Origin of the sequence: Aquimarina agarilytica ZC1, from assembly GCF_000255455.1 — a bacterium.
GTDB classification, from domain to species: domain Bacteria; phylum Bacteroidota; class Bacteroidia; order Flavobacteriales; family Flavobacteriaceae; genus Aquimarina; species Aquimarina agarilytica.
Genome location: NZ_JH621252.1, coordinates 45,758 through 66,399 on the forward strand (window position 1 = coordinate 45,758; position 20,642 = coordinate 66,399).

At 33.7% G+C, this 20,642-nt stretch carries 22 protein-coding genes; 10 read left to right on the plus strand and 12 right to left on the minus strand.

The genetic code is table 11. The features are described 5' to 3' along the window. Positions 1-1,296, plus strand: a complete 1,296-nt coding sequence (locus KQA_RS0205435; RefSeq protein ID WP_010178900.1) for an HlyD family secretion protein — start codon at positions 1-3, stop codon at positions 1,294-1,296. Positions 1,297-1,298: 2 nt separating this feature from the next. On the opposite strand, the gene KQA_RS0205440 is transcribed toward KQA_RS0205435, so the two are convergent. Further along, the gene (locus KQA_RS0205440) at positions 1,299-1,751 is read right to left on the minus strand and encodes a GreA/GreB family elongation factor (RefSeq protein WP_010178902.1); all 453 of its coding nucleotides are present in this window, start codon (positions 1,749-1,751) and stop codon (positions 1,299-1,301) included. A 155-nt stretch (positions 1,752-1,906) separates the two neighbouring features. On the opposite strand from KQA_RS0205440, the gene KQA_RS0205445 reads away from it, so the two are divergent. Continuing rightward, positions 1,907-2,635 carry a M15 family metallopeptidase gene (locus KQA_RS0205445; protein ID WP_010178904.1) on the plus strand — a complete coding sequence of 243 codons (729 nt, stop codon included), beginning with the start codon at positions 1,907-1,909 and terminating at the stop codon, positions 2,633-2,635. A gap of 252 nt (positions 2,636-2,887) precedes the next feature. Here KQA_RS0205445 and accC read toward each other — a convergent pair whose 3' ends face one another. The 6 genes from accC to pdxA all read right to left on the minus strand — a co-directional run bounded on the left by accC (position 2,888) and on the right by pdxA (position 7,993). Next, positions 2,888-4,225 (minus strand): acetyl-CoA carboxylase biotin carboxylase subunit, encoded by a 1,338-nt coding sequence (accC, locus tag KQA_RS0205450; protein WP_010178906.1) that lies wholly within the window; start codon positions 4,223-4,225, stop codon positions 2,888-2,890. 33 nt (positions 4,226-4,258) lie between these two features. Further along, complete coding sequence (gene accB / locus KQA_RS0205455) at positions 4,259-4,750, minus strand: acetyl-CoA carboxylase biotin carboxyl carrier protein (RefSeq protein WP_010178908.1); 492 nt, start codon at positions 4,748-4,750, stop codon at positions 4,259-4,261. 34 nt (positions 4,751-4,784) lie between these two features. After that, a complete protein-coding gene (locus tag KQA_RS0205460; protein ID WP_010178910.1) occupies positions 4,785-5,783 on the minus strand; it encodes a beta-ketoacyl-ACP synthase III in 999 nt (332 codons plus the stop codon). A 325-nt stretch (positions 5,784-6,108) separates the two neighbouring features. Beyond that, complete coding sequence (gene rpmF, locus KQA_RS0205465) at positions 6,109-6,309, minus strand: 50S ribosomal protein L32 (RefSeq protein WP_010178912.1); 201 nt, start codon at positions 6,307-6,309, stop codon at positions 6,109-6,111. Positions 6,310-6,316: 7 nt separating this feature from the next. Further along, positions 6,317-6,862 carry a YceD family protein gene (locus KQA_RS0205470; RefSeq protein ID WP_010178914.1) on the minus strand — a complete coding sequence of 182 codons (546 nt, stop codon included), beginning with the start codon at positions 6,860-6,862 and terminating at the stop codon, positions 6,317-6,319. Positions 6,863-6,928: 66 nt separating this feature from the next. Further along, on the minus strand, positions 6,929-7,993 hold the full coding sequence (gene pdxA / locus KQA_RS0205475; protein ID WP_040396116.1) for a 4-hydroxythreonine-4-phosphate dehydrogenase PdxA: 1,065 nt from the start codon (positions 7,991-7,993) through the stop codon (positions 6,929-6,931). Between the two features lie 76 nt (positions 7,994-8,069). On the opposite strand from pdxA, the gene KQA_RS0205480 reads away from it, so the two are divergent. Further along, entirely contained in the window at positions 8,070-8,663 is a 594-nt protein-coding gene (locus KQA_RS0205480; RefSeq protein WP_010178918.1) for a riboflavin synthase, read from the plus strand. Between the two features lie 77 nt (positions 8,664-8,740). Here the strand turns inward: KQA_RS0205480 and yiaA are convergent, their stop codons facing one another. Beyond that, positions 8,741-9,220, minus strand: a complete 480-nt coding sequence (gene yiaA / locus KQA_RS0205485; protein WP_010178919.1) for an inner membrane protein YiaA — start codon at positions 9,218-9,220, stop codon at positions 8,741-8,743. Between the two features lie 193 nt (positions 9,221-9,413). Here yiaA and KQA_RS0205490 point away from each other — a divergent pair, with 193 nt between their 5' ends. Continuing rightward, entirely contained in the window at positions 9,414-10,913 is a 1,500-nt protein-coding gene (locus KQA_RS0205490; protein ID WP_010178921.1) for a hypothetical protein, read from the plus strand. Between the two features lie 123 nt (positions 10,914-11,036). Here the strand turns inward: KQA_RS0205490 and KQA_RS0205495 are convergent, their stop codons facing one another. From KQA_RS0205495 to KQA_RS0205510, 4 genes are all read right to left on the minus strand, one after another. Further along, positions 11,037-11,516, minus strand: a complete 480-nt coding sequence (locus tag KQA_RS0205495; protein ID WP_010178923.1) for a hypothetical protein — start codon at positions 11,514-11,516, stop codon at positions 11,037-11,039. A 123-nt stretch (positions 11,517-11,639) separates the two neighbouring features. Then, positions 11,640-12,551, minus strand: a complete 912-nt coding sequence (locus KQA_RS0205500) for a DUF5777 family beta-barrel protein (protein ID WP_010178925.1) — start codon at positions 12,549-12,551, stop codon at positions 11,640-11,642. Then, positions 12,541-13,089 carry a YceI family protein gene (locus tag KQA_RS0205505; RefSeq protein WP_010178927.1) on the minus strand — a complete coding sequence of 183 codons (549 nt, stop codon included), beginning with the start codon at positions 13,087-13,089 and terminating at the stop codon, positions 12,541-12,543. Before KQA_RS0205505 ends, KQA_RS0205500 begins: the two co-directional genes overlap by 11 nt. After that, positions 13,086-13,505, minus strand: coding sequence for an OB-fold protein (locus tag KQA_RS0205510; protein WP_010178929.1), 420 nt, complete (start codon positions 13,503-13,505; stop codon positions 13,086-13,088). The genes KQA_RS0205505 and KQA_RS0205510 overlap by 4 nt, the downstream gene beginning before the upstream one ends. A gap of 347 nt (positions 13,506-13,852) precedes the next feature. Here KQA_RS0205510 and KQA_RS0205515 point away from each other — a divergent pair, with 347 nt between their 5' ends. The 6 genes from KQA_RS0205515 (at position 13,853) to KQA_RS0205540 (ending at position 20,418) form a co-directional block, all read left to right on the plus strand. Further along, a complete protein-coding gene (locus tag KQA_RS0205515; RefSeq protein WP_010178931.1) occupies positions 13,853-14,977 on the plus strand; it encodes a LytTR family transcriptional regulator DNA-binding domain-containing protein in 1,125 nt (374 codons plus the stop codon). A gap of 334 nt (positions 14,978-15,311) precedes the next feature. Further along, positions 15,312-16,424: a hypothetical protein gene (locus tag KQA_RS0205520; protein ID WP_157366598.1), complete on the plus strand. Its 1,113-nt coding sequence runs from the start codon at positions 15,312-15,314 to the stop codon at positions 16,422-16,424. 80 nt (positions 16,425-16,504) lie between these two features. Further along, entirely contained in the window at positions 16,505-17,779 is a 1,275-nt protein-coding gene (locus KQA_RS0205525) for a hypothetical protein (protein ID WP_010178935.1), read from the plus strand. A 179-nt stretch (positions 17,780-17,958) separates the two neighbouring features. Further along, positions 17,959-18,720, plus strand: a complete 762-nt coding sequence (locus KQA_RS0205530; RefSeq protein WP_010178937.1) for an ABC transporter ATP-binding protein — start codon at positions 17,959-17,961, stop codon at positions 18,718-18,720. A 26-nt stretch (positions 18,721-18,746) separates the two neighbouring features. Continuing rightward, positions 18,747-19,919 (plus strand): ABC transporter permease, encoded by a 1,173-nt coding sequence (locus tag KQA_RS0205535; RefSeq protein WP_010178938.1) that lies wholly within the window; start codon positions 18,747-18,749, stop codon positions 19,917-19,919. Between the two features lie 10 nt (positions 19,920-19,929). Beyond that, positions 19,930-20,418: a regulatory protein RecX gene (locus KQA_RS0205540; RefSeq protein ID WP_010178940.1), complete on the plus strand. Its 489-nt coding sequence runs from the start codon at positions 19,930-19,932 to the stop codon at positions 20,416-20,418. The last annotated feature ends 224 nt before the right edge of the window (positions 20,419-20,642 follow it).

The window sequence follows — 20,642 nt, forward strand, 5'->3', positions numbered from 1 at the left end:
ATGGAACATAAGTTGCAGCATATTGAGCTTAGAAGCGAAGAAGTCCAAGAGCTATTAACCAAAGTGCCTCATTGGATGATTCGGTGGGGCAGCGTACTCTTTTTTATATTAATTGTACTGTTACTACTCATTTCCTACCTTGTAAAATACCCCGATAGCATTCCTTGCCAAGCAGTAGTAACCTCGGAACTCCCACCCGAAAAAATTTACGCTCAAAAAACAGGAAAAATAGCAAAGATTCTTACTCCAAATAATAGTTTAGTTAATGAAAATACACCCATTGCTATTTTACAAAACACGGCTAATTATAAGGATGTTTTTTTATTAAAGTCCATTGTAGACACTTTAAAAGTCAACAACAAAACTTTTGACTTTCCTTTTGATGAATTACCGGTGTTGTATTTAGGAGAAATCAATACGGCGTTTATACTATTTGAAAATAGTTATTCAGAATACGTATTGAATAAAAATTTAAATCCCTTTGACAATGAAAAAAGAGCGCATCAGATTTCGATGATCGAATTAAAAAAACGCTTGTATACCACTATCAATCAAAAGGAAATTCAAAAGCAAGAACTCGAATTACAACAAAAAGACTTAAGTCGACAAGAACAACTATTTTCCAAAGGAGTCATTTCATCTCAAGCCTATGAAAATAGAAAACTAAGCCTATTACAAGCCGAAAGGGAGTATAATTCCATTGCATTAACCATATCACAACTTAACGAACAAATTAGCCAAGCCAACAAAAATAACCGAGGTACTACGGTAAACAGCACTCGAGAGGAGGTGCGTTTGTTTAAAAACGTAATTCAATCATACAATCAATTAAAAACGGCTTTACAACAGTGGGAAATCAACTATGTCCTCAAAGCGTCAACCACAGGAACTCTATCCTTTTTAAACCATTGGAGCATCAATCAAAGTGTCACCAAAGGAGACTTTATGTTTACGGTGATTCCTGAGAAAAATAAAGATTATGTAGTGAAACTAAAAGCTCCATTAGTAAATTCTGGCAAAATTAAAAAAGGACAACGCGTCAATATCAATTTGGACACCTATCCCGAGCAAGAATTTGGTATGCTCATCGGAGAAATTAAACGCATATCATTAGTACCTGATGCTAACGGGCAATATATAATTGACGCTTTATTGCCTAACAAACTAGTAACAAGCTATAATAAATCCCTCGATTTTAAACAAGAAATGAGCGGTAGTGCCCAAATCATTACCGAAGACCTCAGACTCATTGAACGCTTTTTTTATCAACTTCGGAAGGCGTTTGATAGATCATAATTTCAACTCACCTCAACAATCTCAGTAGACTTCCCTCTAAACACAAAATAATCTCCTTTCTTTTTTCCTAGCAAAAGCTGACCAATAGGGGATTGCATAGATATGGCATAAACCTTCTTCCCAGCGACCACTAACTCACCCGCAGAAATACTAATATAATAACTCATAGTATCCGTAACTACATAGCTCCCCAAGGTGATGAATACCGTTGATTTATCCCATTGTAATTTCTTTAAAGCAGCTTCTAAACGCTCTACTTCTTTTAATTGGTTTCCCGCTTTTTCACGTTCTAATTGTAGCATAGCACGTCCGGTTTCATGTTTGTCCCCTGCAGTACTTTTACTTTCGGATGTCATCGAAGTATGGATTTCATCAATAATCCGTTGTATATTATTTCGTTTATTCAAAACAAAATGTACACACTGATTATATAGTTCTTGCTTCAGCTTAGTCATAAATACATACTAATTTTTTAAACTCAACATAAACCCAGATGATTCGATAGAACAATATAATCTTAATAAGTTAGGCATGTTTATTGCAGAAAATTATAAGTTCAGAAAAATACATATATTAATCAAGTTAACCGCTATTGCCGATAAACATATTTATGAAATATTTTTTACCCGCTTTGCTCATTTCTATTCTTTCCTTTTTAAGTTGTAATCAGACCATCACTCCTATTAAAAAAACAGAAACAGCACCTACTGCTTCTAAATTACCACTAAAGGATACTATTTCTTCTGCGACAGCAATAACCCCTATCAAAATCAGTAATTTAACAAGTGTTTCCGATACTACTTTTATTAAAATTGCTGATTATAACTCAAATTTTTTTTACGATTTACGCTATGCTACCCCTAATAATTTTTTAAAAGAAAAAGTATATGAGTGCGCTCAATGTTATACCAGAGCCAAAACTGCTAAAGCATTAATTAAAGCCAATAAATACTTGATGAGCAAAGGTTATAAAATCAAATTTTTTGATTGTTACCGGCCTAATTCTGTACAATACAAAATGTGGAAAATTATGCCAAATCCACAATATGTAGCTAACCCCAAAAAAGGATCCATACATAACAAAGGAGGTGCTGTTGACATTACATTAACTGACCTTAACGGCAAAGAAATAGATATGGGTACTGATTTTGATTTTTTTGGATGGAAAGCCTATCACACCAATACTTCATTACCAAAAAAAATAGTAGAAAACAGAAAACTATTAAAAACAACCATGGAACGCTTTGGTTTTTGGTCCATACGTACCGAATGGTGGCACTATAATTTAAAAGGCACTGGCAACTATAAAATTGCTGATTTTAAATGGGACTGCCCTTAATTACAGGCACTATTGAAATGAAGTACTATAGACTAAAAGTGTCAAAGTTTCTGTGATGACTGAAAGTCACCAACTTTTTAAACATCTATTTTTGCTATTAGTCATTAGCACTTTGATAAATGTATATAAAAAAGCCAACTGCTAAAAGCTAACCGCCAAATGCATTAAAGTATATCGTTTTAACTATTCCTGAGACCAATAAAAAAAGATCCCTACTTTTAGCAGAGATCTTTTATACTATAGTTTTAACATTTATTGAATTTCAAAATCTTCCATAAACTTAGTGGTGTAATCACCAGCAATATAATCCGGATGATCCATTAATTGTCTGTGGAAAGGAATGGTAGTTTTAATCCCTTCGATAATAAATTCATCCAAGGCACGCTTCATTTTATTGATAGCCTCCTCACGTGTTTGCGCCGTGGTAATCAACTTTGCAATCATTGAATCGTAATTTGGTGGAATCATATAACCGCTATATACATGCGTATCCACACGTACACCATGTCCTCCTGGGATATGTAAATTGGTTATTTTTCCTGGCGAAGGTCTAAATCCATTGTATGGATCTTCGGCATTAATACGACATTCAATAGAATGTAATTCTGGAAAATAATTTTTTCCTGAAATTGGCACTCCCGAGGCTACTAAAATTTGCTCTTGTATTAAATCGTAGTTTACCACCTCTTCCGTAATTGGATGCTCTACCTGAATACGCGTATTCATTTCCATAAAGTAAAAATTTCGGTGTTTATCCACCAAAAACTCTACGGTTCCTGCACCTTCATACTTAATAAATTCGGCCGCTTTAACGGCAGCATTCCCCATGTCATTTCGTAACTTATCCGTCATAAATGGCGATGGTGTCTCTTCGGTCAATTTTTGATGACGTCGTTGTACAGAACAATCTCTTTCCGATAAATGACAGGCTTTACCTTTACTATCTCCAACAATTTGGATTTCGATATGTCTAGGCTCTTCAATAAGCTTTTCCATATACATGCCATCGTTTCCAAAACAAGCTTTCGCTTCTTGTCTGGCATCTTCCCAAGCTTTCTTTAAATCTTCAGCAGCCCAAACAGCACGCATCCCTTTACCTCCACCACCAGCGGTAGCTTTTAGCATTACGGGGTAACCTATTTCTTCAGCTAGTTTTTCTGTTTCTTCAAAAGTTTCCAAAATACCTTCGGATCCAGGTACGGTAGGTACTCCTGCTTCAATCATTGTCGCTTTTGCGGAAGCTTTATCTCCCATACGATCAATCATTTCGGCACTAGCCCCAATGAATTTAATGTCATGCTCTTCGCAAATTTTTGAAAAATTAGCGTTTTCAGACAAAAATCCATAGCCTGGGTGGATCGCATCGGCATTCGTAATTTCCGCAGCAGCAATAATACTCGAAATTTTCAAGTAAGATTCACTACTTGGTGCAGGACCAATACATACCGCCTCATCTGCAAAGCGAACATGTAAACTATCAGCGTCTGCTGTTGAATATACAGCTACTGTTTTTATGCCCATTTCCTTACACGTACGAATAACACGAAGTGCAATTTCGCCTCGGTTGGCAATTAATATTTTTTTAAACATAATTATAGTACGTTTAGTTACCTAAAAAGTGACCTAAGATGGGTCAACTAAAAATAAGGGTTGATCAAATTCAACTGGTGATGAATCATCCACAAGAATTTTAACAATTTTACCCGAAACTTCGCTTTCAATTTCATTGAAAAGCTTCATTGCTTCAATAACACAAAGCACATCACCTTCACTAATGCTATCACCTACCTCAATAAAATTAGGCTTGTCTGGCGATGGCTTACGGTAAAATGTTCCAATTATAGGAGACTTAACTGTAATATATTTTGAATCGTCATCAGCTGTTGCTGCATCTGTAGTAACTACAGGGGCTGCTTCTTGCACTGGTGCCGCAGGCGCAATTGCTTGAGGGGCTGCTGGAGCAGCTGCAGTTGGCATTTGCTGAATAATGGTTGTTTCCTTTTCATCGGATCCTGTTCTAATGGTGATTTTAACATCATCCATTTCTAATTTCACTTCGCTTGCTCCAGATTTGGCAACAAACTTGATCAGGTTTTGAATTTCCTTTAAATCCATGATATAGATACGTTGTTAATTGTTGTTGTGTTAGTTAAGAATTATAGGCCCATTTTAAATAAATAGATCCCCAAGTAAATCCTCCTCCAAAAGAGGCAAATACTAAAGTATCTCCTTTTTTAAATTTCTTTTCAAAATCATTGAGCACTAATGGTATGGTAGCCGATGTGGTGTTTCCGTACTTTTCAATATTAATAAGTACTTTATTCGCATCTTTTAACCCCATTCTGTTAGCAGTAGCATCAATAATACGTTTATTTGCTTGATGTGCTACTAACCAATCGACATCATTATTGGTCAAGTTATTGCGTTCCATTACTTTTTCGCAAGCACTTGCCATACTTGAAACAGCATATTTAAACACTGTTTTTCCGTCTTGTTTTATGAAATGTTGTTTATTTTCTATGGTTTCCTGTGTTGCTGGATGTAAAGAGCCTCCAGCTTCAATACGTAAAAAATTACGCCCTACGCCATCACTACGTAAATATTCATCCTGCAATCCTAAACCTTCTTCATTAGGTTCAAAAAGCGCAGCTCCTGCACCATCACCAAAAATGATACACGTAGTACGGTCTGAATAATCTACAATTGACGACATTTTATCTGCTCCAATGACTAACACCTTAGTATATCTTCCAGATTGCACGTAGCTTGCTGCTGTGGACATTCCGTACAAAAAGCTTGAACATGCTGCAGCTAAATCATAACCAAAAGCATTTACCGCTCCAATCTCTGTCGCTACATGTGCAGCTGTAGCTGCCACCGACATATCTGGTGTAGCTGTTGCTACAATAATCATTTCAATTTCAGCTGGATCTAATTTACGTTTAGCTAATACATCTTCGGCTGCTTTAATTGCCATATATGAAGTAGCCTTTTCTGGATCCTTTAAAATACGACGTTCTTTAATCCCCGTCCTTGTCGTGATCCATTCATCATTAGTATCCACTAAACCTTCTAATTCTTTATTGGTCAATTTATAGTCTGGTACATATGCACCAACAGCCGTTATAGCCGCCGTAATTTTACTCATAACAGTAGGTTAAAATTTACTCACAAGAACAAAAATGCTTCGAAACGAAGCAAAAATGACCTTTTTTTAGTAAATATTGTGCAAATTAAGTCGATTTTGACACATATTCAACAAAAAACAAAAAAAACGCTCAACAAGTGAGCGTTTTTCGATATAATGTTATGCATGCCTAGTAAAAAGACATCCATTTAATGTTAGGTAACACAATTTAGAATCTACTGGTAACTTAAATACTTTACACAAAAATTCTACAGAAATCAATAAAGCTTCTATTATATGTGACAAAATTGTTTTTTAACCGCTAAAAACAGTAAACAAAAAATTATTAAGCTACTGCTTCTTCTTCCGAATTATCGATAACTACATTACCTCTGTAATATAATTTTCCTTCATGCCAGTGTGCTCTGTGGTATAAGTGTGCTTCACCAGTAGTTGCATCAGTTCCAATTTGTGGTACAGTTGCTTTGTAATGTGTTCTTCTCTTATCTCTTCTAGTTTTGGAGATTTTTCTCTTAGGATGTGCCATAACTCAGTTATTTATTATCTTTTAGTAGATTCTTTAATTTATTCCAACGAGGATCAATATCCTCCTCATTTTTACTTTCTTCCTTTGTTTCCTTTGGAGCTAATGTTTCCAAATGCTCTAAAATATCCGACTCTAATGTTCCGTCTTCAACTCCAGGATGTACTCTTTTCGAAGGAACTGCCAACACAATACATTCATATATATATTGTGAAACATTAACTTCATACGATCCATGAGGGATGATTATAATTTCCTCATTTTCATTATTAAATTCGTTTCCAAACTTAACTACAATAAACAATTCATTGTTTATTGGCAAATCAAAAGGCTCTGTGGTGACATCGCAATCCACATTTACGCTACCTTCCGCTTTAAAACGCAATTCGAAAAAAGTACTTTTTTTATTAAATTCTAAAGCAACTTTTACGTTTGCACTATTATATTCTTCAAAATCAAACAAGCCTAAAAACTCATTATCAATCTGATAATCAAACTGATGAATCCCTTGTTTCAACCCAACAAAAGGAATCACATACTCCTTGAATGCCTTCATAGTTACTTCAGTTTGTTGCACTTTACCCACGATAAAGGCGGGTGCAAAGATACTAAAAATTTGAAATTAATTATTTTTTACATGTGTTTTTTTAATTACAACCTTTTTTAAAGGATTTTTTGTAAGCTCAACGTGCATATTTCGATGTTTAAAAATACTAATTGCTCTAAACACCGCTTCGGCAAACGAACTATGATCTGCCTTAGCTTGACCTGCTATTTCAAAAGCCGTTCCATGATCTGGCGAAGTACGTACATGCGATAAGCCCGCAGTAAAATTTACGCCTTGCCCAAAGGACAATGTTTTAAATGGAATCAAACCTTGATCATGATATGTTGCCACCACTGCATCAAACTGTTTGTAATTATTTGACCCAAAAAAACTATCTGCCGCATAGGGTCCAAAAACCAACTTTCCGGCTTCTTTAATTTTTTCTAGCGTAGGTCTTAGCACTGCATCATCTTCTTTACCAATCACTCCATTATCACCCGTATGTGGATTAATCCCTAATACCGCAATTTTAGGTTTAGCAATGCCAAAATCTTTTATTAACGAATTGTGGATCGTACTTATTTTTTGACTAATTACCCCAGGTGTTAAATGTTTTACCACATCGGTTAAAGCCACATGATCTGTAAGTAAACCTACTTTTAACCCATCGGTAACCATAAACATCAAACTGTCTCCTTCCAATTCTTGGTTTAAGTAATCGGTATGTCCTGGGAACTTAAAATCTTTTGACTGTACCGCCGTTTTATGAATTGGTGCGGTCACCAACACATCAACCGCCCCAGTTTTCAGAGCTTCCGTTGCTGCCACTAATGATTTTATCGCATACTCCCCTATTTTCGAATCTTCCTTTCCGAAATTAATAGATACCGATTCATTCCAAACATTAATTACATTGAGCTTACCATCAATAATATCATCTAATGATTTAATTTGCTGCACATGCGTTTTGGTCTTACTATTTTTTTTGTAAAAGGATACTAATTTCGAATTTGCAAACACTATAGGTGTACAAAAATCAAACATGCGTGCATCTTCAAAAGTTTTTAAAACAACCTCGGGACCTATTCCATTTAAGTCACCAATAGAAATTGCCACACGTATTTTATGTTCTTTCATCATTATTCAAGTTTCTATAAAAGCTAATCACTAAATTTGTGCTGCCTTAAAGGCAAATTTAACTAAATAAAACAATCTTATGTTTACTGGAATTGTAGAAACTTTTGGCGAAGTAGTTTCACTAGAGCAAGAAAAAGACAATTTACACCTACAAATACGTTCAAATTTTACTAACGAATTAAAAATTGACCAAAGTGTAGCTCATAATGGGGTCTGTTTGACTGTTGTCGAAATAAAAAACGACCTATACACGGTTACTGCAATTAAGGAAACTCTAGACAAAACAAATCTGAACACACTAGCTGTTGGTGATACTATAAACTTGGAACGCGGTATGAAATTAGGCGACCGGCTTGACGGACATCTTGTTCAAGGCCACGTAGACCAAACTGCCACCTGTAGTGCTATTGAGGAAACCGAAGGCAGTTGGCAATTTACTTTTAGTTATGATCCTACTTTAAACAATATTACTATCGAAAAAGGATCTATTACCGTTAACGGAACCAGCTTAACCGTAGTAAATTCAAAACGCAATGAATTTAGTGTTTGCATTATTCCCTACACTTACGAACATACTAACTTTAAAAATTTTAAAGTAGGTACAGTAGTTAATTTAGAATTTGATGTTATTGGAAAGTACGTGAGCCGTTTGACGGAATTTGGGTTGAAATAAAAAATGACCACTCTACAGCGGTCATTTTCATCATCAAAAAAAGGAGCGCATTAAAAATGAAGCTCCTTCTTTTGTTATTATTTTTCTTCTAGATTATCTATAAACTTTTTATCACGAGTGTTTTTTTGTACAGCTATGGCCGAAAATAAACTCAAAATAAAAGACATACTATAAAATCCTTTTTCACTTAATTCCAAGTCCGCATTCCACAAACCAATAACCAATAATGTGATGGAAGCCAAGGCTGCAAACCAACTAATTCCATAATACATTTCGGTTACCGCCAAGCCCTCTATTTTATCACGCACATTTTTTTGTACCGAAACTGCCGAGAATAATCCAAACAATAAAATCGTAAAATAATAGCCCTTCTCATTCAATTCCATTTCGGCATTAAACAATCCAATACAAAAAGCAACTATTCCTGCCAAAAGCGCAATCCATGAAGCTCCCATAAAAGCTGGCGTTGGTTTTTGATCAAATACTACCGCTTTTTTTGTTGTTGCATTTTCAACTATCTTTTCTTCTTTTTCGTCATTACTAAATTGATACTTCATAATTTCTGTTTTTTTTGATGATTTATTCTATGATCAAAACCTATTCATTTACTTCGTTTCGACAGGACAAATTTGCATCCTTTGCATAGAAATTAAAAAGCTATTTTTTTGGAAAACTTATGATATATTTATACTTATAAATAAAATTTAACCAATTAATTAAGGTTTTTTATAAATTAAAACTTACGATTAAATGAACACTCTTTATTCTATAATTCAACATTTAACACTGGAAGAACGCAGTGCTTTTTTATTTCAGCTTAAAAAAAAGAACAAAAGAAACGATACTAAAAATATTCAATTATTCAAACTTCTTGAAAAAGGAAATACCAATAACGCGGAGTTAAGTATACTTCTTTATGGAAAAAAAACTTGCGGTGCTTTTCATGCGCTTTGCAAACGCCTACATGATAGTTTAATTGATTTTGTCGCCATACAAAGTTTTTCCAATGAAAGTTCCGAAGAATTAGAAGTCCTTAAACTACTCATGGCTAGTCGGGTATTTTTTGAGCAAAAAAAACACAAAATAGGCTTCAAAACCCTTAGAAAAGCAACATTACAAGCTAAAAAGCTCAATTTATTTTCCATACTTGACGAAATTTATTACACCCAAATCCAATACGCGCACGAAGACCCTAGCGTGGATTTACAACAATGCATAAATCAATTAACCGAAAATAAGATCGCCTTACAACAAGAAGAAAATCTGAATCTTTTTTATGCCATTGTCCAAAATCAATTAACTAACAACTCTAAATCCACCGAAGAAATTATTAGCGAAAATTTATTAAAATTCAACATATCACCAACTCAAAATCTTAGCTATAAATCTTTATTTAAAATTTTAGAGATTACCACCAAATCAGCCAATATTAATCGTGACTATAATAGCATCCTTGGCTTTATTGAAAAAAATTACCAAGCTCTTCATCAAAACGAAAGACAAGCATCCAAACAACTATTTTACCACATACAGGTGCTTTACTATATGGCAAATTCTAATTTTAGAAGTCGAAATTTTAATAATTGCCAACACTATTTAGAATTAATGGCGATTCAAATGCAAGAGCAAAACAATAAATATTACTCACGTTTTATTCCACAATACACCTTACTAAAAACCCTATGGCTCAATTACACCAACCAACCTCAAAAAGCTATTGATACACTTACTCATTTTAATTTTAAAAAACACACTGATCAAATTTCCTATGTACTCGATTTGAAATTGTGTCTTATTGTATGCCTTTTTCAACAATCGCAATTTAAAATAGCCTCTGGCTTAATTAATCAATTAGATCATAGCGATACTTGGTACACACAAAAAGCTAGCATGATTTGGGTGATTAAAAAAAACATCATTGAACTACTACTCCATATGGAACTGGATAATTTTGACTTGGTTTTCTCCAGACTTAAAAGTTTCCAAAAAAAACACTCCAAATACCTTAAAGAAAAAAACGAAAGCCTAGTGCTCAACTTTGTAAAATGTATTGGTCAATTTTATTTTAATGACAAGAATACAAACACACCAAAAATGATTAACGAAGTTCAAAAAATTAGCAATGCCCTAAACCCAAAAACCGAAGACCTATTTAATCTTAGCTTTTTTGCTTGGTTAAAAGCAAAAATTGACAAAACTGATTTGTACGAAACCACCTTAAAATTGATTAACAATCCCAAATTAAATTAATCCTCCTTTTTAATCAGTCTTACTGTTAACTGCTCAACCAAGAGCAGTTCCATTTTGGAAGAAGAGGCCAATTTGAGTGAAATTCTACAAGAATTTTGTATTGGGAATCATTTTTAACTCACTTTAATTAGTTTCTAATTTTTCTAGCTCCAGATTAAAATCATATTGTAAATCTTCATGCAGCGTACTTATCGCTTTTTTAGCCATAGTCAATTGCCTATCGTACATATTTATCATTTGCTGACTTTGCTTAAATGCGGGTTTTAACTCATGCAGTTTAGCACAAAAATAAAGCAGTACACTTGCTTCGGTTTCTTTCTTTTTAGAATACCTCACATACTTTTTAATGTTTCGTAAAATTTTACGCGTTCCTTTTTTAACAAAATACAAACTGCTGTAATTTATGTTTGAAAACTCTGTATCTATTTCCTCTTTAATCCGTTGCACATATTCATCTTCATTATATGAGTCAAAAAGGGCATAGCTCAACAATTCTTTATTTTCTTTTTTAAATTTTGCCAATTGCAAACAAAGATCAATCACCTCTTGTTGTGTGCATTGATGTAGTTCTTTTTTTAATATAGCTATGCTAACTGGCTTCATTTATATATTACTTTCGGTGTGATTTTTAAATATGCCTTCAAAAAAAAGGTATGCTTATTTTTGGGGCTCAATTATTCAAAGCTAGGTAAAATATGCTTGCAGTCTTACTCATAAAAAACCAACCTACTTCAGCCCATTATTCAAATGAAGTATAAAAATTCCGGTAAAGCCAAAAACAAAATTCCCATCATTAAAATTGAAATTATTGGGAGTTTGCGTAATAAAAGCATCTTCGGTCTCATTTCGGATATTGGTTAATTGAAATTGCAACATCACATCACTTAATTCCCAGTTGACTCCTAATGAAAAGGCATCGTATGTTTTTCTGGACTGTAAAGGATTAACTTGGTAATAATATTCGGAAACCACAGATACATGACCTCCTAATTTATACCTACCTCCTACTCCAATGGCAAAATGATGTTGTGGATCTTCGCTAAATCTTGACGAAGCTCTGTAAATGTATGTTGGCATAATTTGCAATGAAAATTGTTTTGAAAATTTACGTGCAACCAATACCTGACTTGTAAAAGCCAATCGATCGGTAAATTCATTTGTCAAATGCACATTATTTGCTATAGCGCTTTTACTGTTGTAACTCACATTCTGAAAAACTGAAATGCTTATTGGCATGCCACTTTTTACTTGACGAACTAGTTTATATTTTAAAAAGGAATCAAAAATACCATCTAATGTGGTGCCACCTAGACCATAGGTTAATCGGTCCGAAATACCATATTCCAATCCAATTCGCGTACTCATTTTATCGGCAATAAAACTTTGACTTCTAGTTTGAGCATTAAAATTGGGCAGCTTCCAAAACCTACTCATCGTTTGTATTTCTAATACGCCTTTTTTTCGCGTTTCTACAGAATGTCCTATCGAAATACGACTGGCTTTAAATGTTGCCGACTCATATTGCGGTGTTTCGGGATATTTTTTTTCTAATGCTTCCAATAAGCTTTGTGCTCCTACAGAAGTAATACTTCCTACCAAAGCGAAAAAAAATGAGATAATGTATTTGTTATTTTTCATCTGTAGGATATTCAAATCTAAATTTTGCAGCTATGGTTTTGGCAATATTAGGCACTAATAAGGGCGGAATATTAATATCAAAGTCTTTGACAACCAAATCAAAGGTACCAGTGAATACATACGCATTGTTCTCCATTGTAATATTCGTTTTTACTTCCACTTCCTTAGCTATACCCCGCATGGTTAATATTCCTTTTATAAGTTTGATTTGTGGAGTAGTAACAGTAGGATCAAAATCTAAAATTTCACCTTCAAAAACAGCTTTAGGATACAAGTCCGATTCTATATAACTTTCATTAAAATGTTCTTGCATTAAGGCCTTTTTGAACACAAAAGCATTCATCAACATACTTATGGCAATTTCATTTTTTGACAAATCAACAACACTCAACACTTGATTATTTTTGGCCTCTATATTTTCTACAGAAGTGTATGAAAAAAAAGAAACCTGCCCTTGATTAGTGGTCAACTGAGTTGAGGCTATTTTTAAATTGGAAAAATTAACCAAAAGAAAAAGCAAGGCAATAATTTTATTCATTGATGTTTAGAATTAATCAGCGTACAATTTAGCATTATAACATCATTCAAAAAGCCTTTACAAACACCTTTTAACTTAACTTTTTGATCTTTCTTTAATTTTTTAGCAACTTTCAATTGACTTTTGGTCATATCGCACAATACACTAGAAGTACTTACTCCATTTAAAAAAACGGTAATTCTTCCATTTAAAAAGTTTACTTTTTTAACTACCCCTTCTACTTCAACAAGTTTACTTTTATAAATAGTATTAGCTGCTACCTCGTTAGTCACAAATAAATGCACTAATTGAGGTGCACTTATACTTTGGTTTTTACTTGTATCTTTATGGTTTGAATTGATCCTAAAAAATAGGAAAACAACCACACTTAACGCGAGTAGTACTAACAGGTAAGGTATTTTTAAATAGTTTTTCATTTCCAGTTTAAAAATAGCTAAACAAATTTACACCAGTCTATATTTAAAATACAGTGTTCTAATAAACATAAACACGACAAGAGAAAAAGATGATTCTAGACACAAAATTCTTACAGAATTTCACTAAAATTAACCTCTTTTTCCTACCTAAATTGCTTTTCTATTTACACGATTTTCTTTTGAAAAATACTCGGATTGATAATTTTGGCTCTTGAATAAAAATATAGCAAACCGACAATTAATCCCTTTAAATTTTGCTAAGGCTTTGTTAAAAAACAGACTCATTTACTCAAAAGCACAACTAAATTGTACTTTAGTTTTTGACTAAAACAGCACTGGTTCATCATATGAGAAAAGATAAATTATATTTTTTAACCTTTATTTCAATAGCTGTTATTTTTTTAATTATCGCCTCGCTTGGTATTAATTATTTTATAAAAATTAGTGTAAATCAATTAATTGAGGTGCAACTAGAAGCCAGTAAACGAGAAGCTGACGAAATTGCCTCTCTGGTGAATTATGAGTTTATTAACGGTCTCGATAAAAATACAATTACTCAAAATTTACAAAACACCCTGAATGACAGCAATAAAGGCACCTCATTTGTATCTGTATTTGATTGGTCAGGTAAAACCGTATGCCACCCCGATATTACACAAGTAAATCAAAAAGTAAATTCGAACCAAAACTTACTCGAATCCTTAAAAGATGGTAGTAGTTTAAATAAATTATACGACTTACTCATTGATCACAAAAAAAGTAAGGAAACAAATGTCACACAAGTCGAATCCGAAATTGTATATATTTCGCCTGTAAAAAGCTCCGATTTGATCATTGCCGCACACACTAATTTGGATAAAATGGTTACGCAGATCGTCAAATTGAAAAGACGTTATTATACCATATTTATTTTAATGGGTATATTGATTATTCTTGCTTCGTTTTTTGCAGTGCGTTTTATAGGGAGTTATTATGAAAAACAATTAGAGCTTAAAAACACCAATTTGGAAAGCGAGTTGATCAATCTTTCTAAATTAAACATGGATTTGGTAGCTTACCAACAAAAAATAGCTGCTAATGAAACAGAAGAAGCACAAAAGCCCACTGCCGTAGAAGCCAATACCAACAATGAAACCAATAAAATAAGACTACTTACCTATATTAGAAATGAGTTAGTACCCGTAGCTATTAATAGCATTGCTTACATATATACCGAAAATACGATCACTTATATTGTTTGTACCAATGGGAGTAGATCTACGAGTAATTCCAGTTTGGATGAAATTTTTGTCGACTTGCAAGCTTCATTATTTTTCAGAGCCAATCGACAATTTATTATAAGTATTACTTCTATAAAAAAAATAATAAAATACGGAAATAGCCAACTAAAAATTTTGGTTGAAGATGCCGATGTGGAAATTATTATTAGCAAACATAAAGCCGCCGAATTCCGAAAATGGCTTAATATTTAATTACACTACTATATTTTCTATAAACACTAACAAAACAGTCACTTAAGGCTGTTTTTTCTTTTCCCATTCACGGCAATTTTTTCTCCTTCACAGCTATTTTTTCTCCTTCGCATAGGTTCTTAGTATTTCTGCTCAAAAGTGAACGTAATATTGTGATATCGAAACGAAAAAGCTAACTCATATACATTATTAAAGTGGCTTTTTCAATTTGATAACCGATCGGAATGTCATTAAAATCTGGTGTCTATTTCAGTAAAATGATTCAAAACACTATTGCGCAAAAATGATTTGTAATGACAAAAAATACATGTTTAATCCTTATACTATTTTAAAAATGAACACATACGCATTTTATAACGGAGGTACAAAATCAACAGCATACGAGTTTGATCCAAATACCACACTTGATAAAGTTAGAAACCAATTGGTAAGCGATCAATTTATACCCGCTGTTGATGGCGAACAAAGCTTTCGTTTTGTCAATTATCAAAACACCGATTACGAACATGAAACCATGATTGTTGGGTCCAGCATTGAAATTTACCTGCCCTTAAAAGCCATAGCGGGTATTAATGACCAAATTTACTTGACTGATGTAAATAAAGTGAAGGATGTAGACCTAATCGGTTTTAGTACCGACTGGTGGTTTGACCGATACATGTCATGTAAAATGGTATTAAATACTCAGGACACAGAGGCCAAAAAATCCAATAGTGGCAAGTTTCAGCCCTTTATGCTAACCAACGTAAAAACTGCAAACCCTAATATAGCTGGTATTTCCTTGGACAACGTGGTGATTTGTGAACAAGATAGTATTGTACAGTTTGATATTAGCTCATGGGCTGCAGCGGGCTACGGATATCAAATTAAACCTGTAGGCTCCACTCCAATTAACAGCAGACCTTTATACATCACGTTTACCGATTGCCCTAACGGAGGAAGGTATGCAAGAACAGGTTTACGACGTTACTATGCGCCAGGCGAAAGTCAAGATGGAAACACCATAAAAGTTGTAGCCACCGATAAGTTAAACATAGGAGACAACACTTTAAACTACATGAAGTTCTCATTAAAAACATGGAAAGTTACTAGTTTTGAAAAACCTGCAGGCAAAAAACATACCTGTAACTTGACTTTACCCCTACCCAAAGCTTTCGCTTCAAAATCAACAGATGAGTTTTCTGATGTGGACATTCCATACAGCAAACTGGTAAATGCCGATGAAACGGTTATTCCAGGAGGTACTATTGAACCCGGAACAACTACCCCTAGTGGCGATCAATCGAGTCAAACTATTGGTACAATTTACAATGTAAACGATAGTCAAGATTCTGCAAGTGTCATTGGCGAAGTTATTTTTTATGTGTTTGTTTTTAAAACAAGAGAAGATGCCGACGCTGTATTTGGACAAATGAACAACATTGATCCAAGTATTTGGGAAGACTAAAAAGCAATCCAACATACAAATTCATTTTATTTTTCGAGCAAAAAAACAAGGCTCGTATCACATTTTAAATTTTAGAAATTATGGCCACTAAAAAAGCAAATACCACCAAATTAATTATCATTCAAAAATCGGGAGTAGCCTCCATATCTTATTTGTTAGATACAGCAAATAATTTATCAGAAATTAGAACCACACTCACATCAGATGAGGCATTAAATTTCATGAAGCCAAATGATTATTTTTTGAATCAAGGGAGTAAAATTCCTTTTTCTGCAGAAGTATATGTCACATTAAACGATGTATTAAATGGAGAAAACACCCTAGTTATTGGTACACCCGAAGTTACTGATCCTTTGGATCCACAAGATGGTGTGGAACATTATAATGATTTAAGCGATGCCGAAAAGCAATCCTTATTTACTAATATCGAAATTTTTAATGGGCTCACCTTTTCGCCCGAGGCAGGTTTTGAAAAATCATTTAAAAAATTGTTCACCTGGAAAAACAATAAATTTCCAAATGCACTAACTCCCAGAGTATTGACCGAAGTAAAATACACTTCAGCGTTTTCAAAAGTAACCCATTCACTACAAGAAACGAGTACCAATAGTGGTTCTGTTTCATTAAATACCCCTTACGGAGGAAGTGAGGCTGAGTTTAAACACGAGCAAAGTAAAAGCACTTCGAGCACGGAAATTACCGAATACATTACGGGTAAATATTTAGTACGTAAAGTAGCCTTACAAATGGATTTATCAAATTATGAGAGTACTACCGAATTTAATGAAGCTATTAGCAAGGCTTTACAAAGCAATACCGATAATGATTTTAAAACTTGCATAGCGGTATTAAAGGCATTGAACGACTATGGCTACTATGTACCCAAACAATTTAATGTTGGAGGCGCACTTTTTACCAGTGATTCCACTACTATAAGTGAATACAGTGAATCGGAAACTAACATCCAAGAGTTTGGAGGTTCCTTTAAATCAGAATTCAATGGTATTGGTGGTGGCGCCTCGTACAACAACGCACAAGGAAGCACACAAACCACAACCACTTCGGATAAGTTTCAAATTACTTCCTTTTCGCAAGTAGGTGGACGTGCGGGTACATCAAATAATTTTGATGAGTGGGCAAAAACACTTGATAAAGCTATCTATTGGGGTGTAGCTACTTTTGATGAAATGCTACCATCCATTGCTTTATTAAAAAGCGCTCAACATATAAATAGAGTGATTCAATTATTTGACAAGTTTAATTCATATCATGGCGTGTTAGAAGTACAACCACATATCAATCTTTTGGAGTATGCCACCGCAACCCAAAATATTTTTAATCCGTGGGGAGCCTAAACTTAAATTAAACAGTAAAAAACAGACTTCGAATATTCGAAGTCTGTTTTGTTTTAAAAGCATTTGTAACCCAAAAAAGAATCAAAACTATTTTTTTGATTTAATACCTCCTTAACTATTTGAAAACAAATAAATTTTGCTTTTATTTGAAGTCTACCAGCAATATAATACACTTATCTATGATTCACATTCAAAATGTAACCAAGCAATACACGCTAACCAAAAAGCAGCAAAAGGAATTACAAGCAAATACAAACTCCATAAATGCAGTTAATGAGGTGTCAATTTATTGTAAACCAGGTCGTGTATTTTCATTATTGGGTCCAAATGGTGCTGGTAAAACCACACTTTTACGTATGGTCGCTACTATTTTAAAACCTACTTCGGGCTCTATTTTGGTGAATGATAAAAATACCGTTAAGCAAGCACAGGGTGTACAAAAATCAATTGGTTTTTTAACCGGCTCCACCAATTTATATGACCGGCTTACTCCAGCTGAAACCGTAAGCTATTTTGGTCAATTACATGGCATGCCCAAAGAACAGCTTAAAAAACGCACTCATTTATTATTTGATCAATTGGATATTCATAAATTTTCCTCCAAACGCATTAGCCAGTTATCTACGGGGATGAAACAACGAGTATCCATTGCCCGAAGCATGATTCATGATCCCGATGTAGTTATTTTTGACGAACCCACATCTGGGCTTGATATTGTGAGTGCCAATAGCATTATAACACTTATAAAAGAATGTAAAGAAGCCGGAAAAACAATTATTTTTTCATCACACATTATGAGCGAAGTCGATTTACTTTGTGATGATTTAGCCATCATTAATCATGGTAGAATCATTTACAATGATACCATGGATAGTTTTAGAACACAAAGTACTGGACAATCACTCACCGAAGCTTTTATCACAACTGTTAACGCAAATTAAGCCACTCAACAACACAAAACCAACTTATGAAAACCGTATTTACTGTACTTAAAAAAGAACTTACTTGCCAGTTACGTGATAAAAGAACCTTGAAAAGCATGCTTATTTCTGCACTAGCTATTCCATTATTACTTTTTGCAGTATTTAAAATTGAAAGTAGTTTTATTAATAAAGAGAATAACAAACAATTAAACATAACTTTTATAGGCGCACATGCTGAAATTTTAAAAAATGAGTTTACAACCAAAGCTTTTAAAATAAAGAAAAATCACAACTTAGTTTCAGCCTTAGATGCCTTACATAAGGATAGCTTAGATGCTGTTATAGAAACCAATGCCGATTATTTAAAAAATATAGATTCCCTAAAAACAAGTACGATCAATGTTTATCATAAATCGGAATCTCCTATTGTATTTCAAAAAATTTCGCAACAGATAGAAACCTTAAAAGCGACATTACTTAGCAAAAGACTCACCCAACTAAACATCGATCAAAAAGTATTACATCCAATAGCAATTAAAGGTATAGACCTCACCTCGGATCAAGAAAAATTTGGACAACTAATTGGCGGTTTTCTTCCTTATATATTTATCATTATTTGTTTTTTGGGTTGCCTATATCCTTCCATTGACTTAATTACTGGCGAAAAAGAAAAAGGTACCGTTGAAACCCTATTAAGTTCACCCGCATCACGATTTCATATCCTTTTAGGAAAAATTTTATGTATTTCTTTAATGGGATTAACCTTGGCTACACTTTCTGTTACGGGAATATTTATTGGCATCAAATTTATTAATGAAATTCCTGTGGAAATTACCGAAATGTTACATCAAATTTTAAGCCTTAAATTTCTTGCAATGCTATTTGCCATGCTGGTTCCGTTAAGTCTATTTTTTGCAGGTTTACTCACTGCGCTTATAGTAAAAGCAAAAACCTTTAAAGAAGCTCAAAGTATTGCCACTCCCGTAAATATGCTTGTAATTTTCCCTGCTATGATGGCTTTATTACCTGGTGTTGAATTGAATTGGAATACTGTTTTTATACCCATCCTTAATTTAGCTTTAGCTACTAAGGAAATAATTGCGGGCACTATTCAAATCTCGCATTATTTTGCCATACTTTTGTCACTTATTATTTTAGCCTTAGCAACACTTTATTATAGTTATAAACAATACAATAAGGAATCTATGGTGTTGTAATAAATCATAAATGTTTACACCAAAAAAATCAACCACTTACCCCGAAGCTAAAAAAAAGCTTGAGCATTATTGTGCTTATCAAGAGCGTTGTCATTGGGAAGTGGAACAAAAACTCAACGAGTTTCATTTGATTCCAGAGGCTAGGGAAAAAATTATTATTCACCTTATTGAGCATAAATTTTTAAATGAAACGCGTTTTTCGCAAAGTTTTGCTCGCGGAAAATTTATCAATAAACACTGGGGGAAACTCCGCATAACCCGTGAACTGAAATTGCGCAAAATTTCTGCCTACAATATCAAAAAAGGGCTTCAAGAAATTAATGATACTGATTACTTCAACTCATTTTCTGCGTTAAGCGAAAAAAAATGGAATAGCTTAAAAAACGAACCTGTCACCAAAGCAAAACAAAAGTTTATTAGCTATATGCAATATCGTGGTTGGGAAAATCACTTGATTTTCGAAAAACTAGATCAACTGATTAATATTGAGAAGTTATAATAATTTTTATTCCTGTAAAAAAGTTGAAGGAACTATTGGATCGGAAACTTATAATGGAAAAAAAATTAAATTACTTTTAAAAGTTGCTCAGTAGATACTGATAATAAATTTGTTGTAATTTCTACTACTTGTTCCACAAAGACTAGTTCAATTACTCTAATCTCATCGTCTAGCTTAAATCCAGAAGCACAAAACTGTTTGTGTTTTTTTGAAAACAATAAAAA